The following is a 20,928-nucleotide window of genomic DNA, read 5'->3' as shown; positions in this document are numbered from 1 at the left end:
ATTACCAGCGCTTGCCCTCGGGTGTGTCAAGCAACGGACGCAATTTTGCCGCAATGGCTTCGCGAGCGCGAAAAATCCGCGATCTGACGGTACCGATAGGGCACCCCATCATCTCAGCGATTTCTTCGTAACTCAAACCTTCAATTTCACGAAGAGTAATGGCGGTGCGCAACTCTTCCGGTAAAACCGCCATTGCAGCATTGACCGTCTCAGCGATCTGCTTGCTCATCAACATCGACTCAGGCGTGTTGATATCCCTTAGTTGGTCGGCATCCGAGAAAGTTTCAGCTTCTTCAGCATCCGCTTCGGTCGAAGTTGGCGCTCGCCGGCTCTGGGTCGCAAGGTAGTTCTTTGCCGTATTCACCGCAATACGGTACAACCACGTATAAAACGCGGATTCGCCGCGAAACTGGGGAAGTGCCCGATACGCCTTGATAAAGGCGTCCTGGGCCACGTCCTCGACCTCGGCGGGGTCCCGCACGAGGCGCGAGATCAGCCGGATGATCTTGCGGTGGTATTTGGTGACCAGAAGCTCGAACGCGGCCTTGTCGCCCTTCTGGACGCGTTCGACCAGCACCTGATCAATTTCTTTTTCGCTCACCTGATAAATCCGTTAACTATAGGGTGCATGGCGGGGCACCATTGTAGCGTCCCCATCATCGCGTCACGTTACGCTGGTAACAGTGGTTACAGTCTTTACAGTGAAGCTGGAGAGCCGCGCCGGCCAAGGACCGACAGTTCGAGGAAGACGCTGGCCGGAACTGCGTCGGCCGCAATAAACAACGGTTTGAGGTGCCCGCGCTCCCCCTCGATCGCAAGAACGAGGAGCCGGTTGCTCCATTGCGAACAGCCGGTTATCCGGGCCTGAACGGGTGCTGCATCGCGCGCGTTCCACAGCCACAGACCGTTTGCCCCGATTCTCAACCATCGCGGCTGGGCGCGCTCCCAACCGCATGCGCTGGCCGTGAGCAGAATGAAAACGGCGAAAGCTGGAGGTAGCGCCGGCCCGGCGCCGGGACGCAGCGCGAGGCAGCTAAAAGTGGCCGAGGTCGCGATCGCGACGAAAATCGCGATCGCCCAACGCACCGCCCAGGAGCGCCGCAGCGTGATACGCCGGAGCGATCCGTCGGGCGGCACTGATCCGGCAAGATACGCCGGATCAGCTGTCTCGACGTGAACCGTCAAGCCGTCAGGCGCGCTTGAAGACCAGCGTGCCGTTCGTGCCGCCGAACCCGAAAGAGTTCTTCAGCGCGACGTCGATCTTCATTTCCCGCGCGGTGTTCGCGCAGTAATCGAGATCGCAGGCCGGGTCCTGGTTGAAGATGTTGATGGTCGGCGGCGAGATCTGATGATGCACGGCCAGCACGGTGAACACCGATTCGAGTCCGCCCGCGCCGCCGAGCAGATGCCCGGTCATCGACTTGGTCGAATTCACGACGATGTTCTTCGCGTGATCGCCAAATGCGCGCTTGATACCGGTCGTCTCAGCCAGATCGCCGAGCGGCGTCGAGGTACCGTGCGCGTTCAGGTAGCTCACCTGATCCGCGTTGATACCCGCGTTCTTCATCGCAGCCAGCATGCAGCGGCGTGCGCCATCGCCATCTTCGAGCGGTGCGGTCATGTGGTACGCGTCACCGCTCATGCCGTAACCGGACACTTCCGCGTAGATCTTCGCGCCACGCGCCTTTGCATGCTCGTACTCTTCGAGCACCATCACGCCCGCGCCCTCGCCCAGCACGAAACCGTCGCGGTCCTTGTCCCACGGACGGCTGGCCGTCGCCGGATCGTCGTTGCGTTGCGACAGCGCACGCGCCGCCGCAAAGCCGCCGATACCGAGCGGCGACACCGTCGCTTCCGCGCCGCCTGCGATCATCACGTCGCAGTCGCCGTATTCGATCAGGCGCGAGGCTTCACCGATGCAGTGCAGACCGGTCGTACAGGCCGTGACGATCGCGAGGTTCGGGCCCTTGAGGCCGAACTTGATCGACAGATGGCCGGAGATCATGTTGATGATCGACGCCGGCACGAAGAACGGCGAGATCCGGCGCGGACCGCGATTCAGCAGTTCGGTCTGCGTGATTTCGATCATCGGCAGGCCGCCGATACCCGAACCCACGATCACGCCGACGCGTTCCGCATTTTCCCCGGTGATTTCGAGGCCGCTGTCGTGCATCGCCTGCATGCCGGCGGCGATGCCGTAATGGATGAACGTATCCATGTGGCGCGCTTCCTTACCGGGGATGTAGTCCTCGATATTGAAGCCCTTGACCTCGCCGGCGAAGCGGGTCGAGAAGTTCGACGCATCGAACTTCGTGATGTCGGCAATGCCGGATTTGCCGGCGACCAGATTGGCCCAGCCGTCGGCAACATTATTGCCAACAGGCGAAATCAGCCCCAGGCCTGTAACAACAACTCGACGACGGCTCACGGTAACCTCGTTTTCATAGATGACAAAAGCAAAAGCCACAGCGGCCACAGGAACATGCCCTGTGAACCCTGTGGCTGTTAACCTGGCAAATCGTCCGGATGACTTTAGGCCTTGACGTTTGCGCGGGCGTAGTCGATCGCTTGCTGGACGGTCGTGATCTTCTCGGCTTCTTCATCCGGAATTTCCATGCCGAATTCGTCTTCGAGGGCCATCACGAGTTCGACAGTGTCGAGCGAGTCAGCGCCGAGGTCGTTCACGAACGATGCTTCGGTCTTGATTTCTGCTTCGGCAACGCCCAGTTGTTCTGCGACGATCTTCTTGACGCGCTGTTCGATATTGTCCATTACCCCTCCAAGGGAAAGAAGTTCAAAAATGCAGGTGCGCGCATTTTATCAGGTTTGACACGCTAAAAAAGCGGCGCGCACGGTTGCTGACTCACCACCCACGGCACGTTTACCCGAAAGGTATAAGCCGTTGATGAAAAACGAAAACTTTTACGACATGTACATGCCGCCATTCACGTGCAGCGTCGTGCCCGTGATATAGCCAGCATGCGGTGAAGCCAGAAACACGACTGCGTGCGCAATATCTTCCGGGCTGCCCAGACGGCCAAGCGGAATCTGCGTTTTAAGCGCGACCTGCTGCTCTTCGGGCAAAGACTTCGTCATGTCAGTATCGATGAAACCTGGCGCCACGCAATTGACCGTGATGTTGCGGCTGCCGATTTCGCGCGCGAGCGCCCGCGTCATGCCCGCGACGCCGGCCTTGGCCGCCGCGTAGTTCACCTGTCCCGGATTGCCCGCCGAGCCGACCACCGACGTAATGTTGATGATCCGGCCGCCGCGCGCCTTCATCATCGGACGCAGCACGGCGCGCGACAGACGGAAAACCGACTTGAGGTTGGTGTCGACCACCGAATCCCATTCGTCGTCTTTCATGCGCATGGCCAGCTGGTCCTGCGTGATGCCGGCATTGTTCACGAGCACGTTGAGCGCGCCGAATTCCTTCACCGTGCCGTCGATCAACGCTTCCACGGCCGATGCGTCGTTCACGTCCAGCACCGCGCCGCGACCGTTCACACCTTCGGCCCGGAATACTTCGGTGATCGCAGTCGCACCCGCTTCGCTCGTGGCCGTGCCGATCACGGTCGCACCCTGGCGCGCCAGTTCAAGCGCAATCGCCCGGCCGATGCCGCGCGAGGCGCCCGTCACAATGGCGATCTGCCTGTCGAGAGTCTTTTCCATCTTGATGTCCGGATTGCCCGCGAAGTGCGGGCTGAAATCGTTGATTCTGCTGCCGGGGCGGCTGACTTGCGCCGGCTACCCGCGGCAAAGGTGAATTACGCCGTCGCGAGCTTGAGCGCTTCGTCGAGCGATGCCGGATCGACGATCGATGCACCGACGAGATTGCCGTCGATGCGCTTTGTCAGGCCTGCCAGCACCTTGCCCGGACCGCATTCGATGACGTGCGTGACGCCCTGGCCCGCCATCGCCTGCACGCATTCCACCCAGCGCACCGCGCCAGCGGCCTGGCGCACGAGCGCGTCCTTGATGCCAGCCGGTTCGGAAACCACGGCAACGTCGACGTTGTTGATGACCGGAATCGCCGGCACCTGCACGTCCACGCTCGCCAGATACGCACGCAACTGGTCCGACGCCGGCTTCAGCAGCGACGAGTGGAATGGCGCGGAAACCGGCAACGGCAGCGCGCGCTTCGCGCCCTTCGCCTTGGCGACTTCGCACGCCTTTTCGACGGCTGCCTTGTGACCCGCGATGACGACCTGCGACGGCGCGTTGAAATTCACCGCCTCGACGACACCCACCGACGACACTTCGGCGCAAACCGCGCGCACCGTATCGTCATCGAGACCGAGAATCGCGGCCATGCCGCCCTGGCCGACCGGCACTGCCGTCTGCATGGCCTGCGCGCGAAAGCGCACGAGCGGGACCGCATCGCGGAACGCGAGCGCGCCGGCCGCGACCAGCGCCGTGTATTCGCCGAGGCTGTGTCCCGCGACGATCGCCGGCGCCGGGCCGCCCGCCGCCTGCCACGCGCGATAGATCGCATAGGCAGCGGTCAGCATGACGGGTTGGGTATTGGTGGTGAGGTTCAGATCGTCGGCCGGGCCTTCGGCGATCAGCTTGCCGAGATCCTGACCGAGCGCGTCGGAGGCTTCCTGAACCGTCTCGCGCACGATGGCGTGATCGGCGAATGCATTGAGCATGCCGACCGACTGCGAGCCCTGACCAGGAAAAACGAACGCAAATTTCATATCGCCCTCAAATTCGGTGAAAAGTGGAGCCGCGCGCGCGACATCGCCATGAGACGGCGCAACCAGCAGCGAAATACAGAAACGCCGCGCTGGCCGCAAGCCTGTCGATCAATAGCGGATGACCGATGCGCCCCACGTAAAGCCGCCGCCCACGCCTTCGATCAGCACGTTCTGACCGCGCTTGATGCGCCCGTCGCGAACCGCGACGTCGAACGCGAGCGGAATCGAAGCCGCCGACGTGTTGCCGTGCTCGCCGACAGTAACCACCATCCGGTCCTGCGAAAGACCGAGCTTGCGACACGTGCTTTGCATGATGCGGATGTTGGCCTGATGCGGGATCAGCCAGTCGATCTGCTCAGGCGCGAGGTTGGCCTTGGCGAGCGCTTCGACCGCGACCTTTTCCAGCACGTTGACGGCGAGCTTGAACACCGCCGGGCCGTCCATGTACAGGAACGCGCTGCCCGCCACCACGCCGCCGTTGACGTTGCCCGGCGTACACAGGATCTTCGAATGGCTGCCGTCGGCATGCAGCGCGCTCGCCAGCACGCCCGGCTCTTCGGACGCCTGCAGGATGACCGCGCCGGCGCCGTCGCCGAACAGCACGCACGTGGTCCGGTCGCTGAAATCGAGAATGCGCGAAAACGTCTCGGCGCCGATCACCAGCGCCGTACGATGCTGCCCGCCGCGAATGAAGCTGTCGGCCATGGCGACTGCGTACGCGAAGCCGGAACACACGGCCTGCACGTCGAGCGCCGCGCCGTTGTTCCTGATACCGAGCTTGTTCTGCAACAGACACGCCGTGCTCGGAAAAACGAAATCCGGCGTGGACGTAGCGACGATGATGAGATCGATGGACTGCGGGTCGATGTCAGCCGCTTCGATCGCGCGTTGCGAAGCGATCAGCGCGAGATCGCTCGTGGTGACATCAGGTTCCGCGAAATGACGGGCATGAATGCCCGTGCGCGCGACGATCCACTCGTCGCTTGTCTCGACACCCTGCTTCGCGAGACGGACAGCCAGGTCCTGATTCGTGACACGTCCGGGCGGCAGATAGCTGCCGGTGCCCAGCACGCGGGAATAAATAGTTGATTGAGCCATTATGCCTTCGAGGATTGCGCAGCGTAGGGATCGGCTGGCTGGCCCGCGACCGGGCTGGCCTGACCCGCGCCGCCTGTCTCCGGGTTCACCCCGGGGGCTGCCCCACGTGCCGCCTGTTCGAGAGGACCCGCATTCTCTTCCATCGCGGATGCAAGGCGTTCGAGCACGCCATTTTTGACGGCATCATACCCGCGTTTGATCGCCCACTCAAACGCATAGGAATCGGCCGAACCGTGGCTTTTGATCACGAGACTGCGCAACCCGAGCAGCACCGCACCATTGTATTGCCGGTGGTCGACGCGCTTCTTGAAACGCATCAATACCGGCAATGCGAGAACGGCCATCAGTTTCGTGAGCCACGAACGGCCGAACTCTTCCTTGATGATATCGGAAAGCATCTGCGCGAGCCCTTCCGACGTCTTCAGCGCGACATTGCCGACGAAGCCATCGCAAACGATGACGTCGACGGTACCTTTATAGATATCGTCGCCCTCTACATTGCCGCGGAAGTTGAGCGTGCTTGCACGCAGCAGTTCGCCGGCGCGCTTGATCGTCTCGTTGCCCTTGATGACTTCTTCACCGATGTTGAGCAGGCCGATGGTGGGCCGCTCCCTGCCTTCGAGCGCGGACACGAGCGCGTGCCCCATCTCGGCGAACTGCAGCAGATGCTGCGGCTCGCAGTCGACGTTGGCGCCAAGGTCCAGCATCATCGTGTAGCCGATGCGGTTCGGCAGGGCGAACGCGATCGCCGGGCGCTCGATGCCCGGGAGCGTTTTCAGCACATAACGGGAAACCGCCATCAGCGCGCCGGTATTGCCGGCGGAGATGAAGGCCTGCGCCTCGCCTTCCTTGACGCGGTTCAGCGCGACGCGCATCGACGAGTCTTTCTTTTTGCGCAGGGCGACTTCGACCGGATCGTCCATGGCGACGATCTCGGTGGCCGCGACGACCGTCAGCGCCGGCTCGTCCAGTGCCTTCAACTTCTTCAGCTGGGCCCGGATCGCGGTTTCGATGCCGACGAGCATCAGGTGCGCGCCGGGATGCGAACGAACGAAGCTGACAGCCGCGGGAACGGTCACGGACGGGCCGTGGTCGCCTCCCATGCAATCGATCGTGAGCTTTACAGTCATGGAATGCGACGAATTTCAGGCACAAAAAAGCGGCAGTTGAATGCCGCCTTTTTGTCGAGCCGGGAAAATGTCAAGCGAACTGATCGCCACGCGACACGCCATTGAACGCAGTTGCGGAAGACGCGACGAGTCGGGAACGATTAGTCGTTCTTCGTCTTGACGACTTTCTTGCCGCGATAGTAGCCGTTCGGGCTAACGTGGTGACGCAGATGCACTTCACCCGTGCTCGGCTCGACAGCCAGCGGTGCTGCGCCGAGGAAATCGTGCGAGCGGTGCATGCCGCGCTTCGACGGCGACTTCTTGTTTTGTTGAACTGCCATGATAACTCCTAAAAATTTTCCGAATTCTAACACAGCCCGATAAGGCAATCGGCACTGGCCGACTGGCCAATACGCCGATATACCTTCGCGCTCCCATGCAACCGTTCAGTGCTTTTCGCCGCCCGGGCCGCCCCGCTTGAGCCCTTCGAGCGCCGCAAATGGATTCGGCCGTCCGGGTTCGCCACCCTCGCCGGCTTCGTCCCGCGCCGCCTCTTCGCCCTCGCCCTCCGCACCGCTCGCACCCGAGACAAGACTTTCATGAACCTCGGGGCAAACATCGTGCTTCGGCACCAGTGGCAGCGAAAGCAGCAATTCCTCTTCGATCAACTCGACGAGATCGAACTGGCGTGAGCCCACGATCACCTCGACTTCATCCTCATCCAGCGGGAATTCTTCCGCCTCTTCCTCGGTGTTGACCACCCGGTATATCGCGTCGACGTTGAACGCCTGCTCGTACGGGGCCAGACAACGCTGGCACATCAGCCACGCCGAACCGTGAAGCGCGAGCCGCAGATATGGCTGCGGACCCTCGGTGCCGTCGTCCTGCAATTCAGGCTGGGTCGACCCTTCCGCCTGCCAGGTACACGCGGTATCGCGATCTGGCGCCTCGGCCGGGACTTCGTTTAACATGCGCGGCAGTTGCGAGACACGCACCACGCCCGCAGCCTGCCGGCCACTTCGTGCGAATTCGAACAGGTCGAGTTCGCGCGGATCGAGAACGGCAGCGGGACCCGCAGGTTTGCCAGGATGTTCAGTCATGTGCGCTCCTGCGTAGGCGATCGCGGGTTGGCCGCGTCCGCCCCGTGATTGGTCTTTCGGCCGGGAAGATCCGGTATGTTCCGGGCATTGCCATGAGTGATGTTCACAACAGGCGCGCGCAATAACATACCGATGAAAAGCCCAAAATCATATCCGCTTTGCCTTTTCGAGTCAAACACTTAAGTCCGTCTCCGGAAACCGGTTCGCGGCCTGCCTTTCCACCCTTTGGTCCACTATGCCAGCTTCTCCGAATCGCACACCCCGTCTGATTCTCGCATCGAGTTCGCGCTATCGCCGCGAACTGCTCGAACGCCTGCGGATTCCGTTCGACGTCGTCGTGCCGGACATCGACGAAACGCCGCTCGCGGGCGAAAGCCCCGAAACCACCGCGCTGCGGCTCGCCGAAGCGAAGGCGCGCGCCGTCGCCGGATCCAGTTCGGCCGCCGCGTCGCGTACGCTTGTGATCGGCTCCGATCAGGTCGCGACTTACGACGGCCTGCAGATCGGCAAACCCGGCACGCACGCAAAGGCGCTGGCGCAACTGCAGGCCATGCGCGGCCGCGAGGTGCTGTTTCATAGTGCGCTTTGCCTCTTCGACAGCGGATCGGGCAAAGCGCAAACCGCCGATGTCGTCACGCACGTGTCCTTTCGCAACCTGCCGGACGCCGATCTCGAGGCCTACCTGCTGGCGGAAACGCCCTACGACGTCGCGGGCAGCGCAAAATCGGAAGGGCTTGGCATTGCACTTCTCGAAGCAATCGATTCAAACGACCCCACGGCGCTGATCGGCCTCCCGCTGATCGCGCTCACCGGCATGCTGCTGGCGGCTGGTTACCCACTTTTTGGCACACGATGAGCGGCATTCTCTACCTGATTCCCAACACGCTCGGCGAAGGCGACGCGGACGCGCTCGCCGCCGTCCTGCCCGCCCCGGTTCGCGCACGGGCCGCCGCGCTGCACTATTACATCGGCGAAAACGCGAAGACGACGCGGGCGTTCCTGAAGAAGGTAGGCACCGACCGGCCGATCCAGGAAATCGAGATTCGCGAGCTGAACGTGAACACGCCGCCCGGCGAAGTCGAAAAGCTGCTGGCGCCGATCCTTGCCGGGACGGATGCCGGGCTTGTTTCCGAAGCTGGCTGCCCGGCCGTCGCCGATCCAGGCGCGCTGCTCGTGCGGCGTGCGCATGAGCGCGGCGTCAAGGTCGTGCCGTTCGTCGGACCCAGCTCGATCCTGCTGGCATTGATGGCATCGGGCCTGAACGGCCAGAGCTTTGCGTTTCACGGCTATCTGCCGGTCGACGCGGCGGAGCGCGCAAAACGTCTGCGCGAACTCGAACAGCAGTCGCGCAAGGCGAAGCAGACGCAGATTTTTATCGAGACGCCTTATCGCAACCGCGCGCTGCTGGATACGCTGATCGCGACCTGCGCGCCGTCGACGCTCGTCTGCGTCGCGGTCGATTTGACGCTGCCGGAAGAAACCATCGCGAGCCGCTCCGTCGCGGACTGGAAAAAGGCGCCGGCCATCGATCTGCACAAGCGGCCGGCGATTTTCCTGCTACTGGCCGTCTAGGCGAGACATCAAAGGGGTAACGGCCACCCGGTCCAGCCCGGCGCGGTATCCGGCGGGCTCCCCCGCTGCGCCCCATGAACAGCCTGCGTGATGCACGCAAACCATCAACGGCCATTCAAGGTCAATGCAGGCTGAGCTTTCCGCCCGCGATCATCGCATGCACGCCGGCCGCGCCCACTGCGGCGCCGAATTTTCTCGCCACGCGGTCGGTGATGCTTTCCTTCACCGTGTAGTCGACGATGTCCGGTGCCTTGATGATCTCGCGCGCGACGTAATCGGTGTCGCCGAGCGCGTCCGCAAGGCCCAGTTCGATGCTCTGCTGGCCGGTCCAGAAGAGACCCGAGAAGATGTCCGGCGTCTCATGCAGCCGCTTGCCGCGCCCCTGACGCACGGCGTCGATGAACTGCGCGTGGATCTGGTCGAGCATCTGCTGCGCGTGGGCGTCCATCTTCGGCGTATCCGGCGAGAACGGATCGAAAAAGCCCTTGTTCTCACCCGACGTGTGCAGCCGGCGCTGCACGCCGAGCTTGTCCATCAGGCCCGTGAAGCCGAACCCGTCCATCAGCACGCCGATCGAACCGACGATGCTGGCCTTGTCGACGTAGATCCTGTCGGCGGCAGCGGCGACGTAATAACCACCCGACGCGCACATGTCGTCAACCACGACATACAGCGGAATCGACGGATATTTGCCCCGCAAACGCCGGATCTCGCGATTGATGATGCCCGCCTGCACCGGGCTGCCGCCCGGGCTGTTGATGCGCAGGATCACGCCGACGGTGCCGTCGTCGTCGAAGGCGCTGTCGAGCGCGGTATTGATGTCGTCCGCGTTGGCGTTGGTGTCGGACGCAATCTCGCCGTCCAGCGACACGAGCGCGGTGTGACGACCGGTCGTCGATACGTGTTCGCCGCTAAAGTCGAACACGCCCCATACCACCAGCGCGAGGATGGCCAGAAACACGAAGCGGAAAAAGATCTTCCAGCGCCGGGACGCGCGCTGCTCGGTGATCGCGGCGAGCGCGATGCGCTCGAGCGCCGCGCGCTCCCAGCCGGGCTCCGCTTCAGGCAGGCGGCGGTCCGAACCGGCGGGATCGATGGGATCAGGAGTTTGATTGTCGGCCATGCGTCGCAAAATAAGGGATCAAGGGGTGACCGGACGCAATTCGTCGTCCGGAAGCCAGAACACGGCGCGGCCTTCAGGCGTGTCGCGTTCGTCGACCTCGACGGGACGCAGCCTGCCGCCACGGCACGGACCGCCGACACATCGACCGGTGTCCGGCGCATAAATCGCCCCGTGCGTGGCGCACATCAAGTATAAACCCGACGATTCGAAGAACTGGCCCTCAGACCAGTCGAGTTCCATCGGCACATGCGCGCAGCGGTTCAGGTATCCGTAGGCGCGGCCATCGTAACGTACGAAGAATACGACCGCCTCGCCGCCGCCATACGTCGCGGCGTGGCGCACGCCTGCACCGCCATCCACCAGCTCACTGGAGGCGCAGATCCGGACGGGTTCGGGCGTTGCGCCGCTCATGCGTTCTCGCGCAACCAGGACGACAGCGACCCCACGCTGTCCGCGACGAATTTCGGCGTCAGCGCCGTCAGCGAAGTGGCCGGATGCGCGCCGTAGCCGACGCCCACGCCCGCCACGCCCGCATTGATCGCCATCTGCAGATCGTGCGTCGTATCGCCGATCATCACGGTGCGCACGGGATCCTGCCCCAGTTCGCGCGTGAGTTCATGCAGCATCGCGGGATGGGGCTTGGAGAACGTTTCGTCGGCGCAGCGCGTGCCGTCGAAGAGGCTCGTCAGGCTGCTCTGGTCGAGCGCGCGGTTCAGCCCCACGCGGCTCTTGCCCGTCGCGACGGCCAGCAGATAACCCGTGTCCCGCAGTTCCTGGAGCATCTCGCGCACACCCGCGAAGAGCTCGGTGGTCTGATCCTTGACCAGATAGTGAAAGCGATAGCGCTCGGCAAGACGCGGATAGTCGGCCGGATCGAGCGTCGGCGCGGCGATCTGAAGCGCGTCGCGCAGGCCGAGACCGATCACATAGCTCGCGGCCTCGTCGGCGGGCACGGGCAGACCGAGGTCGCGACACGCTGCCTGGATGCTGCGCGCGATATGCACGGTCGAATCCATCAACGTGCCGTCCCAGTCGAATACGATCAGGTCAAATTGCTCTCGGGCCATGCGGGTTCGTCTCGTTTTGGGGTTGATCACGTAATGCGGTGAGCTGGTCGACGAAGCGCCGGCATTCGGCCGGCAGCGGCGCGTCGAACTGCAGGACGTCGCCGGTGGCCGGATGCTTGAGCTTCAGCCGGTACGCATGCAGGAACATGCGCTTTAACCCCGGATTCGCGTTCGCGCGCGCCAGCGCCTTGTTCAGCGCGAAGTCGCCGTATTTGGTATCGCCGACGATCGGCAGCGCCAGATGCTGCAGGTGTACGCGGATCTGGTGCGTGCGGCCCGTCTTCAACTCTGCTTCGACGAGCGCGTACGACGGCCAGCGATCGATCAGGTTGAACACCGTATGCGACGGCAGACCGTCCGGCTGCACCCGCACGCGCCGCTCGCCTTCCGGGGTCAGATACTTGTGCAACGGCTCCCTGACCGCACGCCGACGCCCCCAGTCGCTCGCCCACTGGCCGTGGACGCACGCATAGTATCGCTTGTCCATCTGGTTCTCGCGGATCTGTTCGTGCAGGCCGACCAATGCTGCCCTTTTTTTGGCCAGCATCAGCACGCCCGATGTCTCGCGATCGAGACGATGCACCAGTTCGAGGAATTTCGCCTGTGGCCGGGCCTGGCGCATCTGCTCGATCACGCCGAACGCAACGCCGCTTCCGCCATGCACCGCGACGCCGGCTGGCTTGTCGATCACGAGCATGTGATCGTCTTCGAAGAGGATCCTGAAATCCGCCGACGGTGGCGGCGGGTGCGCGGCGGCTTCGGTGCCCTGCGCGATCCGGATCGGCGGAACGCGGACCAGATCGCCCAGTTGCAGACGATACTGCGCATCGACCCGACCCTTGTTCACGCGCACTTCGCCGCTGCGCAGGATCCGGTAGACATGGCTTTTGGGCACACCCTTACAGACACGCAACAGGAAATTGTCGATGCGCTGACCGGCCGCGCCGTCGTCGATCTCGATCATCGAGACCTGGTCGCCTGCGACCGCGCCATTTAGCGATTTCTGGGATATTTTGCCTAACTCTTTCATTATGAATATAATTTGCCCAGCAGTCTGCGAGACCGGCACATTGGACCGGTGCATTCAACCGGTGTATTACACTGGAATGCGGGCGGATTGCGCAGGTGCAAGCGATAAACCGCTATTTTACTTGCGCCGGGGTCTGGCTGCTCACCCTGAAAATGAGATGCAGCGAGTTGCACGCACGGAACCAGCACCCGGCAGGGACGGCGCCCACAGGCGCGTTCGGTCACGGTCGGCTCCGACGGTAACGGAATGTTGGCAAAAAAGAATTTATCCGGTGAGCGTAGGTCGCGGGCGGTCTGATGGCCCCGCGTGATGCTCCTGGTTGCGAATATACGGCGTGCGCCCGAGCGCGTCCTGCAGAGAGTGCGGGGCATGGCGACGTCAAAATGAGGTGAGACACCCCGAGTGGGAAGTCGGGCGTTTTGAGCAAGCTTCCCGCTGCGGCATGGCCGCAGCCTTCGTCCGGACGGTCCTGCGCATAGCTGGCGCGCCGGAAGGACACATGAAGGCGATGCAGGTCGGACTGCCAGAACCCCCGGCGTGTCGTGCCGTTATTTGAAGCCGTATTCGCGTGTGCCCAGCGGCACCGTGTCCGTTCGCCGGACCGGCCCCGCATCTGGCAATTCTCCCACCATCGTTCCCGCTCCAGCGTGCTTGTGAAAACACAATAAGGCGCGGCATGCCGCTGTCCTCGACGTTCCGGCTGACAACCGGCACGCGGGCAGGCAAAGCCGCTCTGGAGCCGTTCAATGAAACGCATGCTGTTTAATGCGACGCAGCAAGAAGAACTGCGCGTCGCCATCGTCGATGGGCAAAAACTCATCGACATCGACATCGAGACCGCCGGCCGCGAACAACGCAAAGGCAATATCTACAAAGGTGTCATTACCCGCATCGAGCCGTCGCTCGAAGCCTGTTTCGTCAACTACGGTGAAGACCGGCACGGTTTTCTCCCGTTCAAGGAAGTCGCCCGCCAGTATTTCCGTGACGGCGTCGACATGCGCACCGCGCGCATCCAGGACGCGCTGAAGGAAGGCCAGGAACTGATCGTTCAGGTCGAAAAGGAAGAGCGCGGCAACAAGGGCGCAGCCCTCACCACGTTCATTTCGCTCGCCGGCCGTTACCTCGTGCTGATGCCGAACAACCCGCGCGGCGGCGGCGTGTCGCGCCGGATCGAAGGCGACGACCGTCAGGAACTGCGCGAAACCATGGCGCAGCTGCAATTGCCAGAAGGCATGAGCATCATCGCGCGCACGGCCGGTATCGGCCGTTCGGCCGAAGAACTGCAATGGGACCTGAACTACCTGATGCAGTTGTGGCGCGCGATCGAAGCCGCGTCGCAAAGCGGCTCGTCGGGTCAGCCAATGCTGATTTACCTCGAATCGAGCCTCGTGATCCGCGCGATTCGCGACTATTTCCAGCCGGATATCGGCGAAATCCTGATCGACACCACGGAAATCCATGACCAGGCACGCGCCTTCATGGACATCGTGATGCCGGACAACGTCAGCAAGGTGAAGCGGTATCACGACGACGTGCCGCTTTTCTCGCGCTTCCAGATCGAACACCAGATCGAAACGGCGTACTCGCGCACGGTGCCGCTGCCGTCGGGCGGCGCGATCGTGATCGACCATACCGAAGCGCTCGTCGCTATCGACGTGAACTCGGCGCGCGCCACCAAGGGCGCCGACATCGAGGAAACGGCCGCGCGCACGAACCTCGAAGCCGCCGACGAAGTGGCCCGCCAGTTGCGCCTGCGCGACCTGGGCGGCCTGATCGTGATCGACTTCATCGACATGGAATCGACCAAGAGCCAGCGCGAAGTCGAGCAACGCCTGAAAGATGCGCTGAAGCACGACCGCGCGCGCGTCCAGATGGGCAAGATCTCGCGCTTCGGCCTGATGGAACTGTCGCGCCAGCGCCTGCGCCCGGCCCTGTCGGAAGGCAGCCACGTGACGTGCCCGCGCTGTAACGGCACGGGTCACATCCGCGATACCGAATCGTCCGCGCTGCAGGTGCTGCGGATCATTCAGGAAGAAGCGATGAAGGAAAACACCGCGGCGATCCATTGCCAGGTGCCGGTCGAAGTGACCGCCTTCCTGCTGAACGAGAAGCGCGCGGAAATCAACAAGATCGAATCGCGCTTCAAGGTCAACGTCGTGCTGATCCCGAACAAGCACCTCGACACGCCGCATTACAAGCTCGAGCGCCTGCGTCACGACGATGCGCGCCTCGACGATCCGCGCGCTTCGTGGAAGATGGCCGAAGAAGCGGCCCGCGAACTGGAATCGGAAACCGGCTACAGCAAGCGCACCGAAGAAGTGAAGCCGAAGCAGGAAGCGGCGGTCAAGGGCATCACGCCCGAGAAGCCGGCGCCGAGCGCTCCGGTGAAGCCGGCTGCGGCGACGCCCGCGTCTGTCGCGGTGACGCCGGCTGGCGGCGGTTTCATCGGCTGGCTGAAGAACCTGTTCGGCGTGGCGCCCGCAGCGCCTGCGCCGGCCGCTGCCCCGGCTGAAAAGCCGGCACGTCCGGCACGCGGCGAGCGCGCTGAACGCGGTGAGCGGACCGGCGAACGCGGTGGCGATCGCAACCGTAACCGCCGTGGCGGTGCGGGCGGTCGCGATGCGGCTGGCCGCACCGAAGGTGCGAACGCCGGCCGTCAGGGTCAACCGTCGCAACGTCAGGAACGCGAAGGTCGGGAGCCGCGTGAGGCACGCGAAGGCCGTGAGACACGCGAGCCGCGTGAGCAACGTGAACCCCGCGAACAACGTGAACCGCGCAACGCCCGCGAGCCGCGCGAAGCACGCGAAGGTCGCGACGCGCGTGGCGAGCGTGGCCAGGAACGTGGCGAGCGCGTGGAAGCCAGTGACGGCACGCCCCGCGGCGAGCGCCGTGAACGCGGAGAACGTGGCGAGCGCCGTAACCGTCAACCGCAGGAAGGCGAAGTGCTGAATCAGGAAGCAACGCTCGAAGCCGCGCTGCCGGTTCAGGCAGGCACGGCTGAAGGCGGTGCGCTGGCCGATCAGGAAGCGGTGGCACGTGAAGGCGAGGAGCGTCGTCGTCGCCGCCGCGGCCGTCGTGGCGGTCGTCGCGAGCGCGAGGAAGACGGTTCGAACGTCAACCTGGCCTCGGACGTCGCTGAAGCAGAAGGCGATACCGTGAATGTCGCAGCGGATGCACCGGCGCCGCGCGCGGAACGTAGCGAAGCGAAGGACGTGACCCCGGTGGAAGTCGTGGTTGCCGCCGTTGCAACGCAAACCGCCGTGGTCAGTGAACTGCACGCATCGGCCGAAACGCCGGCTCTCGCCGTCGAAAAGGCAGCGAAGTCCGAAGCGGTTGTCCCGGTCGACGAAGCACCGGTTGCCCCGACTGCACCCGCAGTCGAAGCGCCGGCAGCGTCGTACTTCGAACCGGTGGCAGTGGAACCGGCACCGGCAGTCGTCGCGACGCCGGCTGAGCCTGTTGCACCCGTTGCGCCTGCCGCACCTGTAGCACCGATAGCACCGGCCGTCAGCGAGACGCTCACGCAGGTCGAACCGGTTGCCCACACGGCGGCCCCTGCCGCCGTTGAAGCGCCCGCCGATCCGGCGCCCGCGCCGATCTACGAGGCAGCGGCTGTCGAAGCCACTGTCGCGCCGTCGGTACAGGCTGAAGTTCACGCCGAACCGCAACCTGCCGCCGTCGAGGCGCCGGTTGTCGCAGCGCCGGAGCCGGTCGCAACTGCCCCGGCCGCGGCACCCAAAGCATCGCGCCAGAACGGTCTGTCGGCCGACGCCCTCCAGCCGGTGCTCGAAAAGGCCGGCCTCGTGTGGGTGAATACCGACACGGACAAGCTGCGCGCCGCTCAGGAAGCTGCGGCTCAAACCGTCAAGCCGGCACGCGTCGTGCGCGAGCGCAAGCCGCTTCCGACGGCTGACAGTGCGCCGATGCAGCAGGTCGAAACGGCCAGGCACCCGCAATAAGCCAGTCTGGTTGTCGCAGGCAAAAAACCCGCCCTCACCCGGCGGGTTTTTTGTTTCTGGAGGCGGCCTGCTTTCCAGGCGCGACCCAATGACACGGCACCCATACCAGGTATGTCCCCAAGTCGGGCGGGGCGACAGCGGCGGGCACCTGTCTTTCCGCTAGAATGGACATCCAGACGACACAAAAGCAATCATGTCCCGACGCATCATCCCTGTTGCCGATGTCAGCGCGATTCCGGATTACTCCGGTCCCGCGCACGCGCCCCGCGGCGAACTGACGGACACGCTCGCGCGTCCATTGCGCGACCTGCGGATTTCGGTGACCGATCGCTGCAACTTCCGCTGCGTCTATTGCATGCCGCGCGCGGTGTTCGACAAGGACTATCCGTTCCTGCCCCACGGCGCCCTGCTCACGTTCGAGGAAATCGAGCGCCTTGCGCGCGTGTTCGTCGACCATGGCGTCGAGAAAATCCGTCTGACGGGCGGCGAACCGCTGCTGCGCAAGAACCTCGAATTCCTGATCGAACGCCTCGCCGCGCTGAAAACCGCCGATGGCCGGCCGCTCGACATCACGCTCACCACCAACGGCTCGCTCCTCGCCCGCAAGGCGCGCAGCCTGAAAGATGCGGGCCTGACGCGCGTTACCGTCAGTCTCGACGCGCTCGACGACTCACTGTTCCGTCACATGAACGACGCCGATTTCGCGGTCGCCGACGTTCTGAAGGGCATCGAGGCCGCACACGACGCCGGACTCGCGCCGATCAAGGTGAACATGGTCGTGAAGCGCGGCACAAACGACACTGAGATCGTCCCGATGGCGCGGCACTTCAAAGGCACGGATGCGGTGCTGCGCTTTATCGAATACATGGATGTCGGCACGTCGAACGGCTGGAACATGACCGAAGTCCTGCCTTCGGCGGACGTCGTCGCGCGCATCGCCGCGCATTTCCCGCTCGTGCCGCTCGAAGCGCACAGCGCCGCCGAAACCGCGCAGCGCTGGGGCTACGCCGACGGCGGCGGCGAAATCGGCGTGATTTCCAGCGTCACGCGCGCATTCTGCGGCAGTTGCACCCGCGCGCGGCTGTCGACCGAAGGCAAGCTGTATCTGTGCCTCTTCGCCTCGTCCGGGCACGATCTGCGCGCGGTCGTGCGCAACGGCGCAAGCGACGCCGAGATCGCCACCGCCATCGCCCGCATCTGGCACACGCGCACCGACCGCTACTCGCAGCTGCGCGGCAGCGCGAGCGCGACGCCGGACGCGTCGGAACCGCGGCGCGTCGAAATGTCGTACATCGGCGGCTAGGGCCGTCGCGTTCATGTCGATCCCCACCGGACAGATCACCGGACTCGTTCTCGCAGGCGGACGCGGCACGCGCATGGGCGGCCTCGACAAAGGCCTGCAACTGCTGCGTGGCGAGCCGCTGGCGCTGCACGTGCTGAAGCGTCTCGCACCGCAGACCGGACCGGTTCTGATCAGCGCCAACCGTCACGTCGAGCGGTACGCCGAACTGGGCGCGGCGTTCGGCGCGACGGTCGTCGGCGATTCGCTGCCCGGTTTTCCGGGCCCGCTCGCCGGGCTGCTGGCCGGGCTGCGCGCGGCGCAAACCGGTTTCGTGCTGAGCGCGCCGTGCGACACGCCGAATCTGCCCGCCGATCTCGCGCGGCAACTGGTCGACGCGCTCGACGCGAACGCCGCCGATATCGCCACCGTCACGACCCGCGACGCGAACGGTGAAAGCGTCCTGCACCCCGTTGTCGCGCTGTTGCGCACGTCGCTGGCCGACGATCTGGCGGCTTTCCTCGCCGCCGGCGAGCGCAAGGTCCGCGCGTGGTACGCGCGCCACACGACCGTCGAAGTCGGCTTTACCGACGGGCGCGCGTTTTACAATGCCAACTCCTTGCGGGAACTCGCCGATCTCGAACGGGCATAAGACCTTGTGCAGCGGCTACAGCCGCCTCCGGTCGCACGCGTCACGAGACGATCGCCGGATCCGCATCCGGGCCGCGACGCATCTCCACCCAATGACCACGCTTAACGACTTTTCCCGTTGTATCGTCCAGTACGACCCTCACGCGCTGCCTGTGTCCTCGGCTCAGGCGATCGTGCGCGAATGGGCGAGCCCGGTGGCGGCGGTCGAGCGCGTACCGCTGCATGACGCGCTCGACCGCGTGCTGGCTGAGGACATCGTTTCGCCGATCAACGTGCCCGCACACGATAATTCGGCGATGGACGGCTACGCGTTCGACGGCGCGTCACTCGAAGCGCAAGCCGGTACCGTTTCGCTTCAGGTCGCTGGAAAAGCGCTCGCGGGCCATGCGTTCGGGCGGCCGGTCGCGGCCGGAGAATGTGTGCGCGTGATGACCGGCGCGCTGATTCCGCCCGGCTGCGACACGGTCGTGCCGCAGGAAGCCGTAACCCGCGAAGCGGACACCGTTCATTTCGCCGCAAACGCATTGACGCGCGGCGCGAATCGCCGCTTCGCCGGAGAAGATCTGGCTCAGGGCCAGCCCGCGCTGCGCGCGGGCCGCATCGTGCGCGCAGCCGATCTCGGTCTGCTGGCCTCGCTGGGCATCGGCGAAGTGCCGGTGCGCCGGCGACTGCGCGTCGCGTTCTTTTCCACCGGCGACGAACTGCGCTCGCTCGGCGAGCCGCTCGACCCCGGCTGCGTGTACGACAGCAACCGTCACACGCTGTTCGCGATGCTGCGCCGGATGAACATCGCCGCGCTGGATCTCGGCGTCGTGCGCGACGAACCGGCCGCGCTCGAAGCGGCCCTGCGCAACGCCGCCGAAAGCGCGGACGTCGTGCTGACGTCCGGCGGCGTCTCGGTTGGCGAAGCGGATTTCACGAAGCAGCTGGTGCGCACGTTCGGCGACGTCGCGTTCTGGAGTCTCGCGATGCGCCCTGGCCGCCCGCTGGCGTTTGGCCGCGTGTGGTCCGGCGGCCGGCCTGGCGCCGGTCAGCCCGCGCTCTTCTTCGGCCTGCCGGGCAACCCCGTCGCGGTGATGGTGACCTTCTACCAGATCGTGCGCGAAGCGCTCATCGTGATGTCCGGCGCGACGGTTACGCCACAGCCGGTTATTTCGGCGACCAGCACGCAGGCGATCCGCAAGCGCGCTGGCCGCACGGAATTCCAGCGCGGCGTTGCGACCCGCGATGCGCACGGCCAGTGGCACGTCACGCCAACCGGTTCGCAAGGCTCCGGCGTGCTCAGTTCGATGAGCGAAGCGAACTGTTTCCTCATGCTCGCGCATGAGCAATCTGACATCGATGAAGGCGACACTGTCGACATCATGCTGTTCGACGGCCTCGTCTGAACACCCCATTTCAACGAAACCATCACGACTAGCGGGTTTGATTCAAATGAAAAAGCAGATCTCCTTCATCGCGCCGGGACAGACCGCCAAGGCGCTGATTCTGGTTTATCTGACGTTCAGCGTGCCGATCGTGCTGCTGGGCGTGCTCGTCGCATTCTTCCGCTATGGCTCCGTCGAACTGAGCACCGTGTTCAGCGCGCTGCTGCTGAACGCGATTCTCGGTTTCATCCTGCTGTGGATCGCGTGCCACGCGTATAACTGGGTTGCGTCGCGCTTTGGCGGCATCGAGATTCACCTGTCCGACGCGCCGGAAGAAGCGTGATGGCCGCCACCATCCGCCCGGCGACGCCCGCCGACATCGGCGCGATTTTCGCGCTGATCTACGAGCTGGCCGAATTTGAAAAGCTCACGCATCTGTTCGTCGCCACCGAAGAGGGCCTGCACGATGCGCTGTTCGGCGAAAAGCCTTCGTCGGAAGCGCTGGTTGCCGAAGCGGACGGACGTGTCGTGGGCTTCGCACTCTTCTTCCACAATTTTTCGACGTTCCTCGGTCGCCGCGGGCTGTATCTCGAAGATCTCTACGTGCAGCCGTCACAACGCGGCACGGGTCTCGGCACGGCGATACTGCAGCGTCTCGCCGCGCTGGCCGTCGAACGTCAGTGCGGGCGCTTCGAATGGTCCGTGCTGGACTGGAACCAGCCGGCCATCGATTTCTACGAGAAGATGGGCGCAAGCGTGATGCCCGACTGGCGCATCGTGCGCGTCACGGGCGACGCGCTCGAAAAGCTGGCCGCGCCTGGGCGTATCAAGGCGGGTTGATTGCGTTGCCGTGCCGCCATTGGGGTGCGGTGA

General features: G+C 64.1%; 22 protein-coding genes. 8 read left to right on the top strand and 14 right to left on the bottom strand.

The window, feature by feature from the left end; translation table 11 throughout:
• Position 1 precedes the first annotated feature (1 nt).
• The 10 genes from rpoE to BLV45_RS03880 form a co-directional block, all read right to left on the bottom strand.
• The gene (gene rpoE / locus BLV45_RS03925; protein WP_090529204.1) at positions 2-601 is read right to left on the bottom strand and encodes an RNA polymerase sigma factor RpoE; all 600 of its coding nucleotides are present in this window, start codon (positions 599-601) and stop codon (positions 2-4) included.
• Positions 602-696: 95 nt separating this feature from the next.
• A complete protein-coding gene (locus BLV45_RS03920; protein ID WP_245753110.1) occupies positions 697-1,185 on the bottom strand; it encodes a hypothetical protein in 489 nt (162 codons plus the stop codon).
• Positions 1,186-1,189: 4 nt separating this feature from the next.
• The gene (fabF, locus tag BLV45_RS03915; RefSeq protein WP_090531062.1) at positions 1,190-2,428 is read right to left on the bottom strand and encodes a beta-ketoacyl-ACP synthase II; all 1,239 of its coding nucleotides are present in this window, start codon (positions 2,426-2,428) and stop codon (positions 1,190-1,192) included.
• 104 nt (positions 2,429-2,532) lie between these two features.
• Positions 2,533-2,772 (bottom strand): acyl carrier protein, encoded by a 240-nt coding sequence (gene acpP, locus BLV45_RS03910; RefSeq protein ID WP_014897657.1) that lies wholly within the window; start codon positions 2,770-2,772, stop codon positions 2,533-2,535.
• Between the two features lie 150 nt (positions 2,773-2,922).
• Positions 2,923-3,672 carry a 3-oxoacyl-ACP reductase FabG gene (fabG, locus tag BLV45_RS03905; RefSeq protein WP_090529201.1) on the bottom strand — a complete coding sequence of 250 codons (750 nt, stop codon included), beginning with the start codon at positions 3,670-3,672 and terminating at the stop codon, positions 2,923-2,925.
• A 95-nt stretch (positions 3,673-3,767) separates the two neighbouring features.
• The gene (fabD, locus tag BLV45_RS03900) at positions 3,768-4,700 is read right to left on the bottom strand and encodes an ACP S-malonyltransferase (RefSeq protein ID WP_090531059.1); all 933 of its coding nucleotides are present in this window, start codon (positions 4,698-4,700) and stop codon (positions 3,768-3,770) included.
• Positions 4,701-4,808: 108 nt separating this feature from the next.
• Positions 4,809-5,798, bottom strand: coding sequence for a beta-ketoacyl-ACP synthase III (locus BLV45_RS03895; RefSeq protein ID WP_090529198.1), 990 nt, complete (start codon positions 5,796-5,798; stop codon positions 4,809-4,811).
• Entirely contained in the window at positions 5,798-6,928 is a 1,131-nt protein-coding gene (gene plsX / locus BLV45_RS03890) for a phosphate acyltransferase PlsX (protein ID WP_090529195.1), read from the bottom strand. The genes BLV45_RS03895 and plsX overlap by 1 nt, the downstream gene beginning before the upstream one ends.
• A gap of 140 nt (positions 6,929-7,068) precedes the next feature.
• On the bottom strand, positions 7,069-7,248 hold the full coding sequence (gene rpmF / locus BLV45_RS03885) for a 50S ribosomal protein L32 (protein WP_061149014.1): 180 nt from the start codon (positions 7,246-7,248) through the stop codon (positions 7,069-7,071).
• Positions 7,249-7,353: 105 nt separating this feature from the next.
• Complete coding sequence (locus BLV45_RS03880) at positions 7,354-8,007, bottom strand: YceD family protein (RefSeq protein WP_090529192.1); 654 nt, start codon at positions 8,005-8,007, stop codon at positions 7,354-7,356.
• Positions 8,008-8,242: 235 nt separating this feature from the next.
• Between BLV45_RS03880 and BLV45_RS03875 the strand changes: the two genes are divergently transcribed.
• Both BLV45_RS03875 and BLV45_RS03870 read left to right on the top strand, forming a co-directional pair.
• Positions 8,243-8,863 (top strand): Maf-like protein, encoded by a 621-nt coding sequence (locus BLV45_RS03875; RefSeq protein WP_090529189.1) that lies wholly within the window; start codon positions 8,243-8,245, stop codon positions 8,861-8,863.
• The gene (locus BLV45_RS03870) at positions 8,860-9,579 is read left to right on the top strand and encodes an SAM-dependent methyltransferase (protein ID WP_090529186.1); all 720 of its coding nucleotides are present in this window, start codon (positions 8,860-8,862) and stop codon (positions 9,577-9,579) included. Before BLV45_RS03875 ends, BLV45_RS03870 begins: the two co-directional genes overlap by 4 nt.
• Before the next feature lie 121 nt (positions 9,580-9,700).
• On the opposite strand, the gene BLV45_RS03865 is transcribed toward BLV45_RS03870, so the two are convergent.
• From BLV45_RS03865 to BLV45_RS03850, 4 genes are read right to left on the bottom strand one after another with little or no spacing between them, the layout of a single operon-like run.
• A complete protein-coding gene (locus BLV45_RS03865; protein ID WP_090529184.1) occupies positions 9,701-10,702 on the bottom strand; it encodes a S49 family peptidase in 1,002 nt (333 codons plus the stop codon).
• A gap of 18 nt (positions 10,703-10,720) precedes the next feature.
• Positions 10,721-11,113 (bottom strand): Rieske (2Fe-2S) protein, encoded by a 393-nt coding sequence (locus BLV45_RS03860; protein ID WP_090529182.1) that lies wholly within the window; start codon positions 11,111-11,113, stop codon positions 10,721-10,723.
• A complete protein-coding gene (locus BLV45_RS03855) occupies positions 11,110-11,769 on the bottom strand; it encodes an HAD-IA family hydrolase (RefSeq protein WP_090529180.1) in 660 nt (219 codons plus the stop codon). The genes BLV45_RS03860 and BLV45_RS03855 overlap by 4 nt, the downstream gene beginning before the upstream one ends.
• A complete protein-coding gene (locus BLV45_RS03850) occupies positions 11,750-12,799 on the bottom strand; it encodes an RluA family pseudouridine synthase (RefSeq protein WP_090529178.1) in 1,050 nt (349 codons plus the stop codon). The genes BLV45_RS03855 and BLV45_RS03850 overlap by 20 nt, the downstream gene beginning before the upstream one ends.
• A 746-nt stretch (positions 12,800-13,545) precedes the next feature.
• Between BLV45_RS03850 and BLV45_RS03845 the strand changes: the two genes are divergently transcribed.
• The 6 genes from BLV45_RS03845 to BLV45_RS03820 all read left to right on the top strand — a co-directional run bounded on the left by BLV45_RS03845 (position 13,546) and on the right by BLV45_RS03820 (position 20,895).
• On the top strand, positions 13,546-16,758 hold the full coding sequence (locus tag BLV45_RS03845; protein ID WP_090529175.1) for an Rne/Rng family ribonuclease: 3,213 nt from the start codon (positions 13,546-13,548) through the stop codon (positions 16,756-16,758).
• Between the two features lie 193 nt (positions 16,759-16,951).
• A complete protein-coding gene (moaA, locus tag BLV45_RS03840; RefSeq protein ID WP_090529172.1) occupies positions 16,952-18,061 on the top strand; it encodes a GTP 3',8-cyclase MoaA in 1,110 nt (369 codons plus the stop codon).
• Positions 18,062-18,074: 13 nt separating this feature from the next.
• A complete protein-coding gene (gene mobA / locus BLV45_RS03835; RefSeq protein ID WP_090529169.1) occupies positions 18,075-18,689 on the top strand; it encodes a molybdenum cofactor guanylyltransferase MobA in 615 nt (204 codons plus the stop codon).
• Between the two features lie 91 nt (positions 18,690-18,780).
• The gene (gene moeA / locus BLV45_RS03830) at positions 18,781-20,076 is read left to right on the top strand and encodes a molybdopterin molybdotransferase MoeA (protein WP_090529168.1); all 1,296 of its coding nucleotides are present in this window, start codon (positions 18,781-18,783) and stop codon (positions 20,074-20,076) included.
• A 46-nt stretch (positions 20,077-20,122) separates the two neighbouring features.
• A complete protein-coding gene (locus BLV45_RS03825; RefSeq protein WP_090529165.1) occupies positions 20,123-20,398 on the top strand; it encodes a hypothetical protein in 276 nt (91 codons plus the stop codon).
• On the top strand, positions 20,398-20,895 hold the full coding sequence (locus BLV45_RS03820) for a GNAT family N-acetyltransferase (protein ID WP_090529162.1): 498 nt from the start codon (positions 20,398-20,400) through the stop codon (positions 20,893-20,895). The genes BLV45_RS03825 and BLV45_RS03820 overlap by 1 nt, the downstream gene beginning before the upstream one ends.
• Positions 20,896-20,928: the final 33 nt, after the last annotated feature.

The sequence above is a fragment of the Paraburkholderia sartisoli genome (assembly GCF_900107685.1).
Taxonomy (GTDB): Bacteria; Pseudomonadota; Gammaproteobacteria; order Burkholderiales; family Burkholderiaceae; genus Paraburkholderia; species Paraburkholderia sartisoli.
The sequence above is the reverse complement of the archived record's forward strand: the minus strand, read 5'-3'. Positions and strand labels throughout refer to the sequence as shown.

Excerpts from the sequence above, each read along its gene's own strand:
- fabD (WP_090531059.1), bottom strand. The coding sequence starts at position 4,700 with ATGAAATTTGCGTTCGTTTTTCCTGGTCAGGGCTCGCAGTCGGTCGGC.
- moeA (WP_090529168.1), top strand. The coding sequence starts at position 18,781 with ATGACCACGCTTAACGACTTTTCCCGTTGTATCGTCCAGTACGACCCT.
- BLV45_RS03875 (WP_090529189.1), top strand. The coding sequence starts at position 8,243 with ATGCCAGCTTCTCCGAATCGCACACCCCGTCTGATTCTCGCATCGAGT.
- fabG (WP_090529201.1), bottom strand. The coding sequence starts at position 3,672 with ATGGAAAAGACTCTCGACAGGCAGATCGCCATTGTGACGGGCGCCTCG.
- moaA (WP_090529172.1), top strand. The coding sequence starts at position 16,952 with ATGTCCCGACGCATCATCCCTGTTGCCGATGTCAGCGCGATTCCGGAT.
- mobA (WP_090529169.1), top strand. The coding sequence starts at position 18,075 with ATGTCGATCCCCACCGGACAGATCACCGGACTCGTTCTCGCAGGCGGA.
- BLV45_RS03850 (WP_090529178.1), bottom strand. The coding sequence starts at position 12,799 with ATGAAAGAGTTAGGCAAAATATCCCAGAAATCGCTAAATGGCGCGGTC.
- acpP (WP_014897657.1), bottom strand. The coding sequence starts at position 2,772 with ATGGACAATATCGAACAGCGCGTCAAGAAGATCGTCGCAGAACAACTG.
- BLV45_RS03825 (WP_090529165.1), top strand. The coding sequence starts at position 20,123 with ATGAAAAAGCAGATCTCCTTCATCGCGCCGGGACAGACCGCCAAGGCG.
- BLV45_RS03845 (WP_090529175.1), top strand. The coding sequence starts at position 13,546 with ATGAAACGCATGCTGTTTAATGCGACGCAGCAAGAAGAACTGCGCGTC.
- BLV45_RS03855 (WP_090529180.1), bottom strand. The coding sequence starts at position 11,769 with ATGGCCCGAGAGCAATTTGACCTGATCGTATTCGACTGGGACGGCACG.
- BLV45_RS03880 (WP_090529192.1), bottom strand. The coding sequence starts at position 8,007 with ATGACTGAACATCCTGGCAAACCTGCGGGTCCCGCTGCCGTTCTCGAT.
- BLV45_RS03870 (WP_090529186.1), top strand. The coding sequence starts at position 8,860 with ATGAGCGGCATTCTCTACCTGATTCCCAACACGCTCGGCGAAGGCGAC.
- BLV45_RS03865 (WP_090529184.1), bottom strand. The coding sequence starts at position 10,702 with ATGGCCGACAATCAAACTCCTGATCCCATCGATCCCGCCGGTTCGGAC.
- plsX (WP_090529195.1), bottom strand. The coding sequence starts at position 6,928 with ATGACTGTAAAGCTCACGATCGATTGCATGGGAGGCGACCACGGCCCG.
- BLV45_RS03895 (WP_090529198.1), bottom strand. The coding sequence starts at position 5,798 with ATGGCTCAATCAACTATTTATTCCCGCGTGCTGGGCACCGGCAGCTAT.
- BLV45_RS03860 (WP_090529182.1), bottom strand. The coding sequence starts at position 11,113 with ATGAGCGGCGCAACGCCCGAACCCGTCCGGATCTGCGCCTCCAGTGAG.
- rpmF (WP_061149014.1), bottom strand. The coding sequence starts at position 7,248 with ATGGCAGTTCAACAAAACAAGAAGTCGCCGTCGAAGCGCGGCATGCAC.
- BLV45_RS03820 (WP_090529162.1), top strand. The coding sequence starts at position 20,398 with ATGGCCGCCACCATCCGCCCGGCGACGCCCGCCGACATCGGCGCGATT.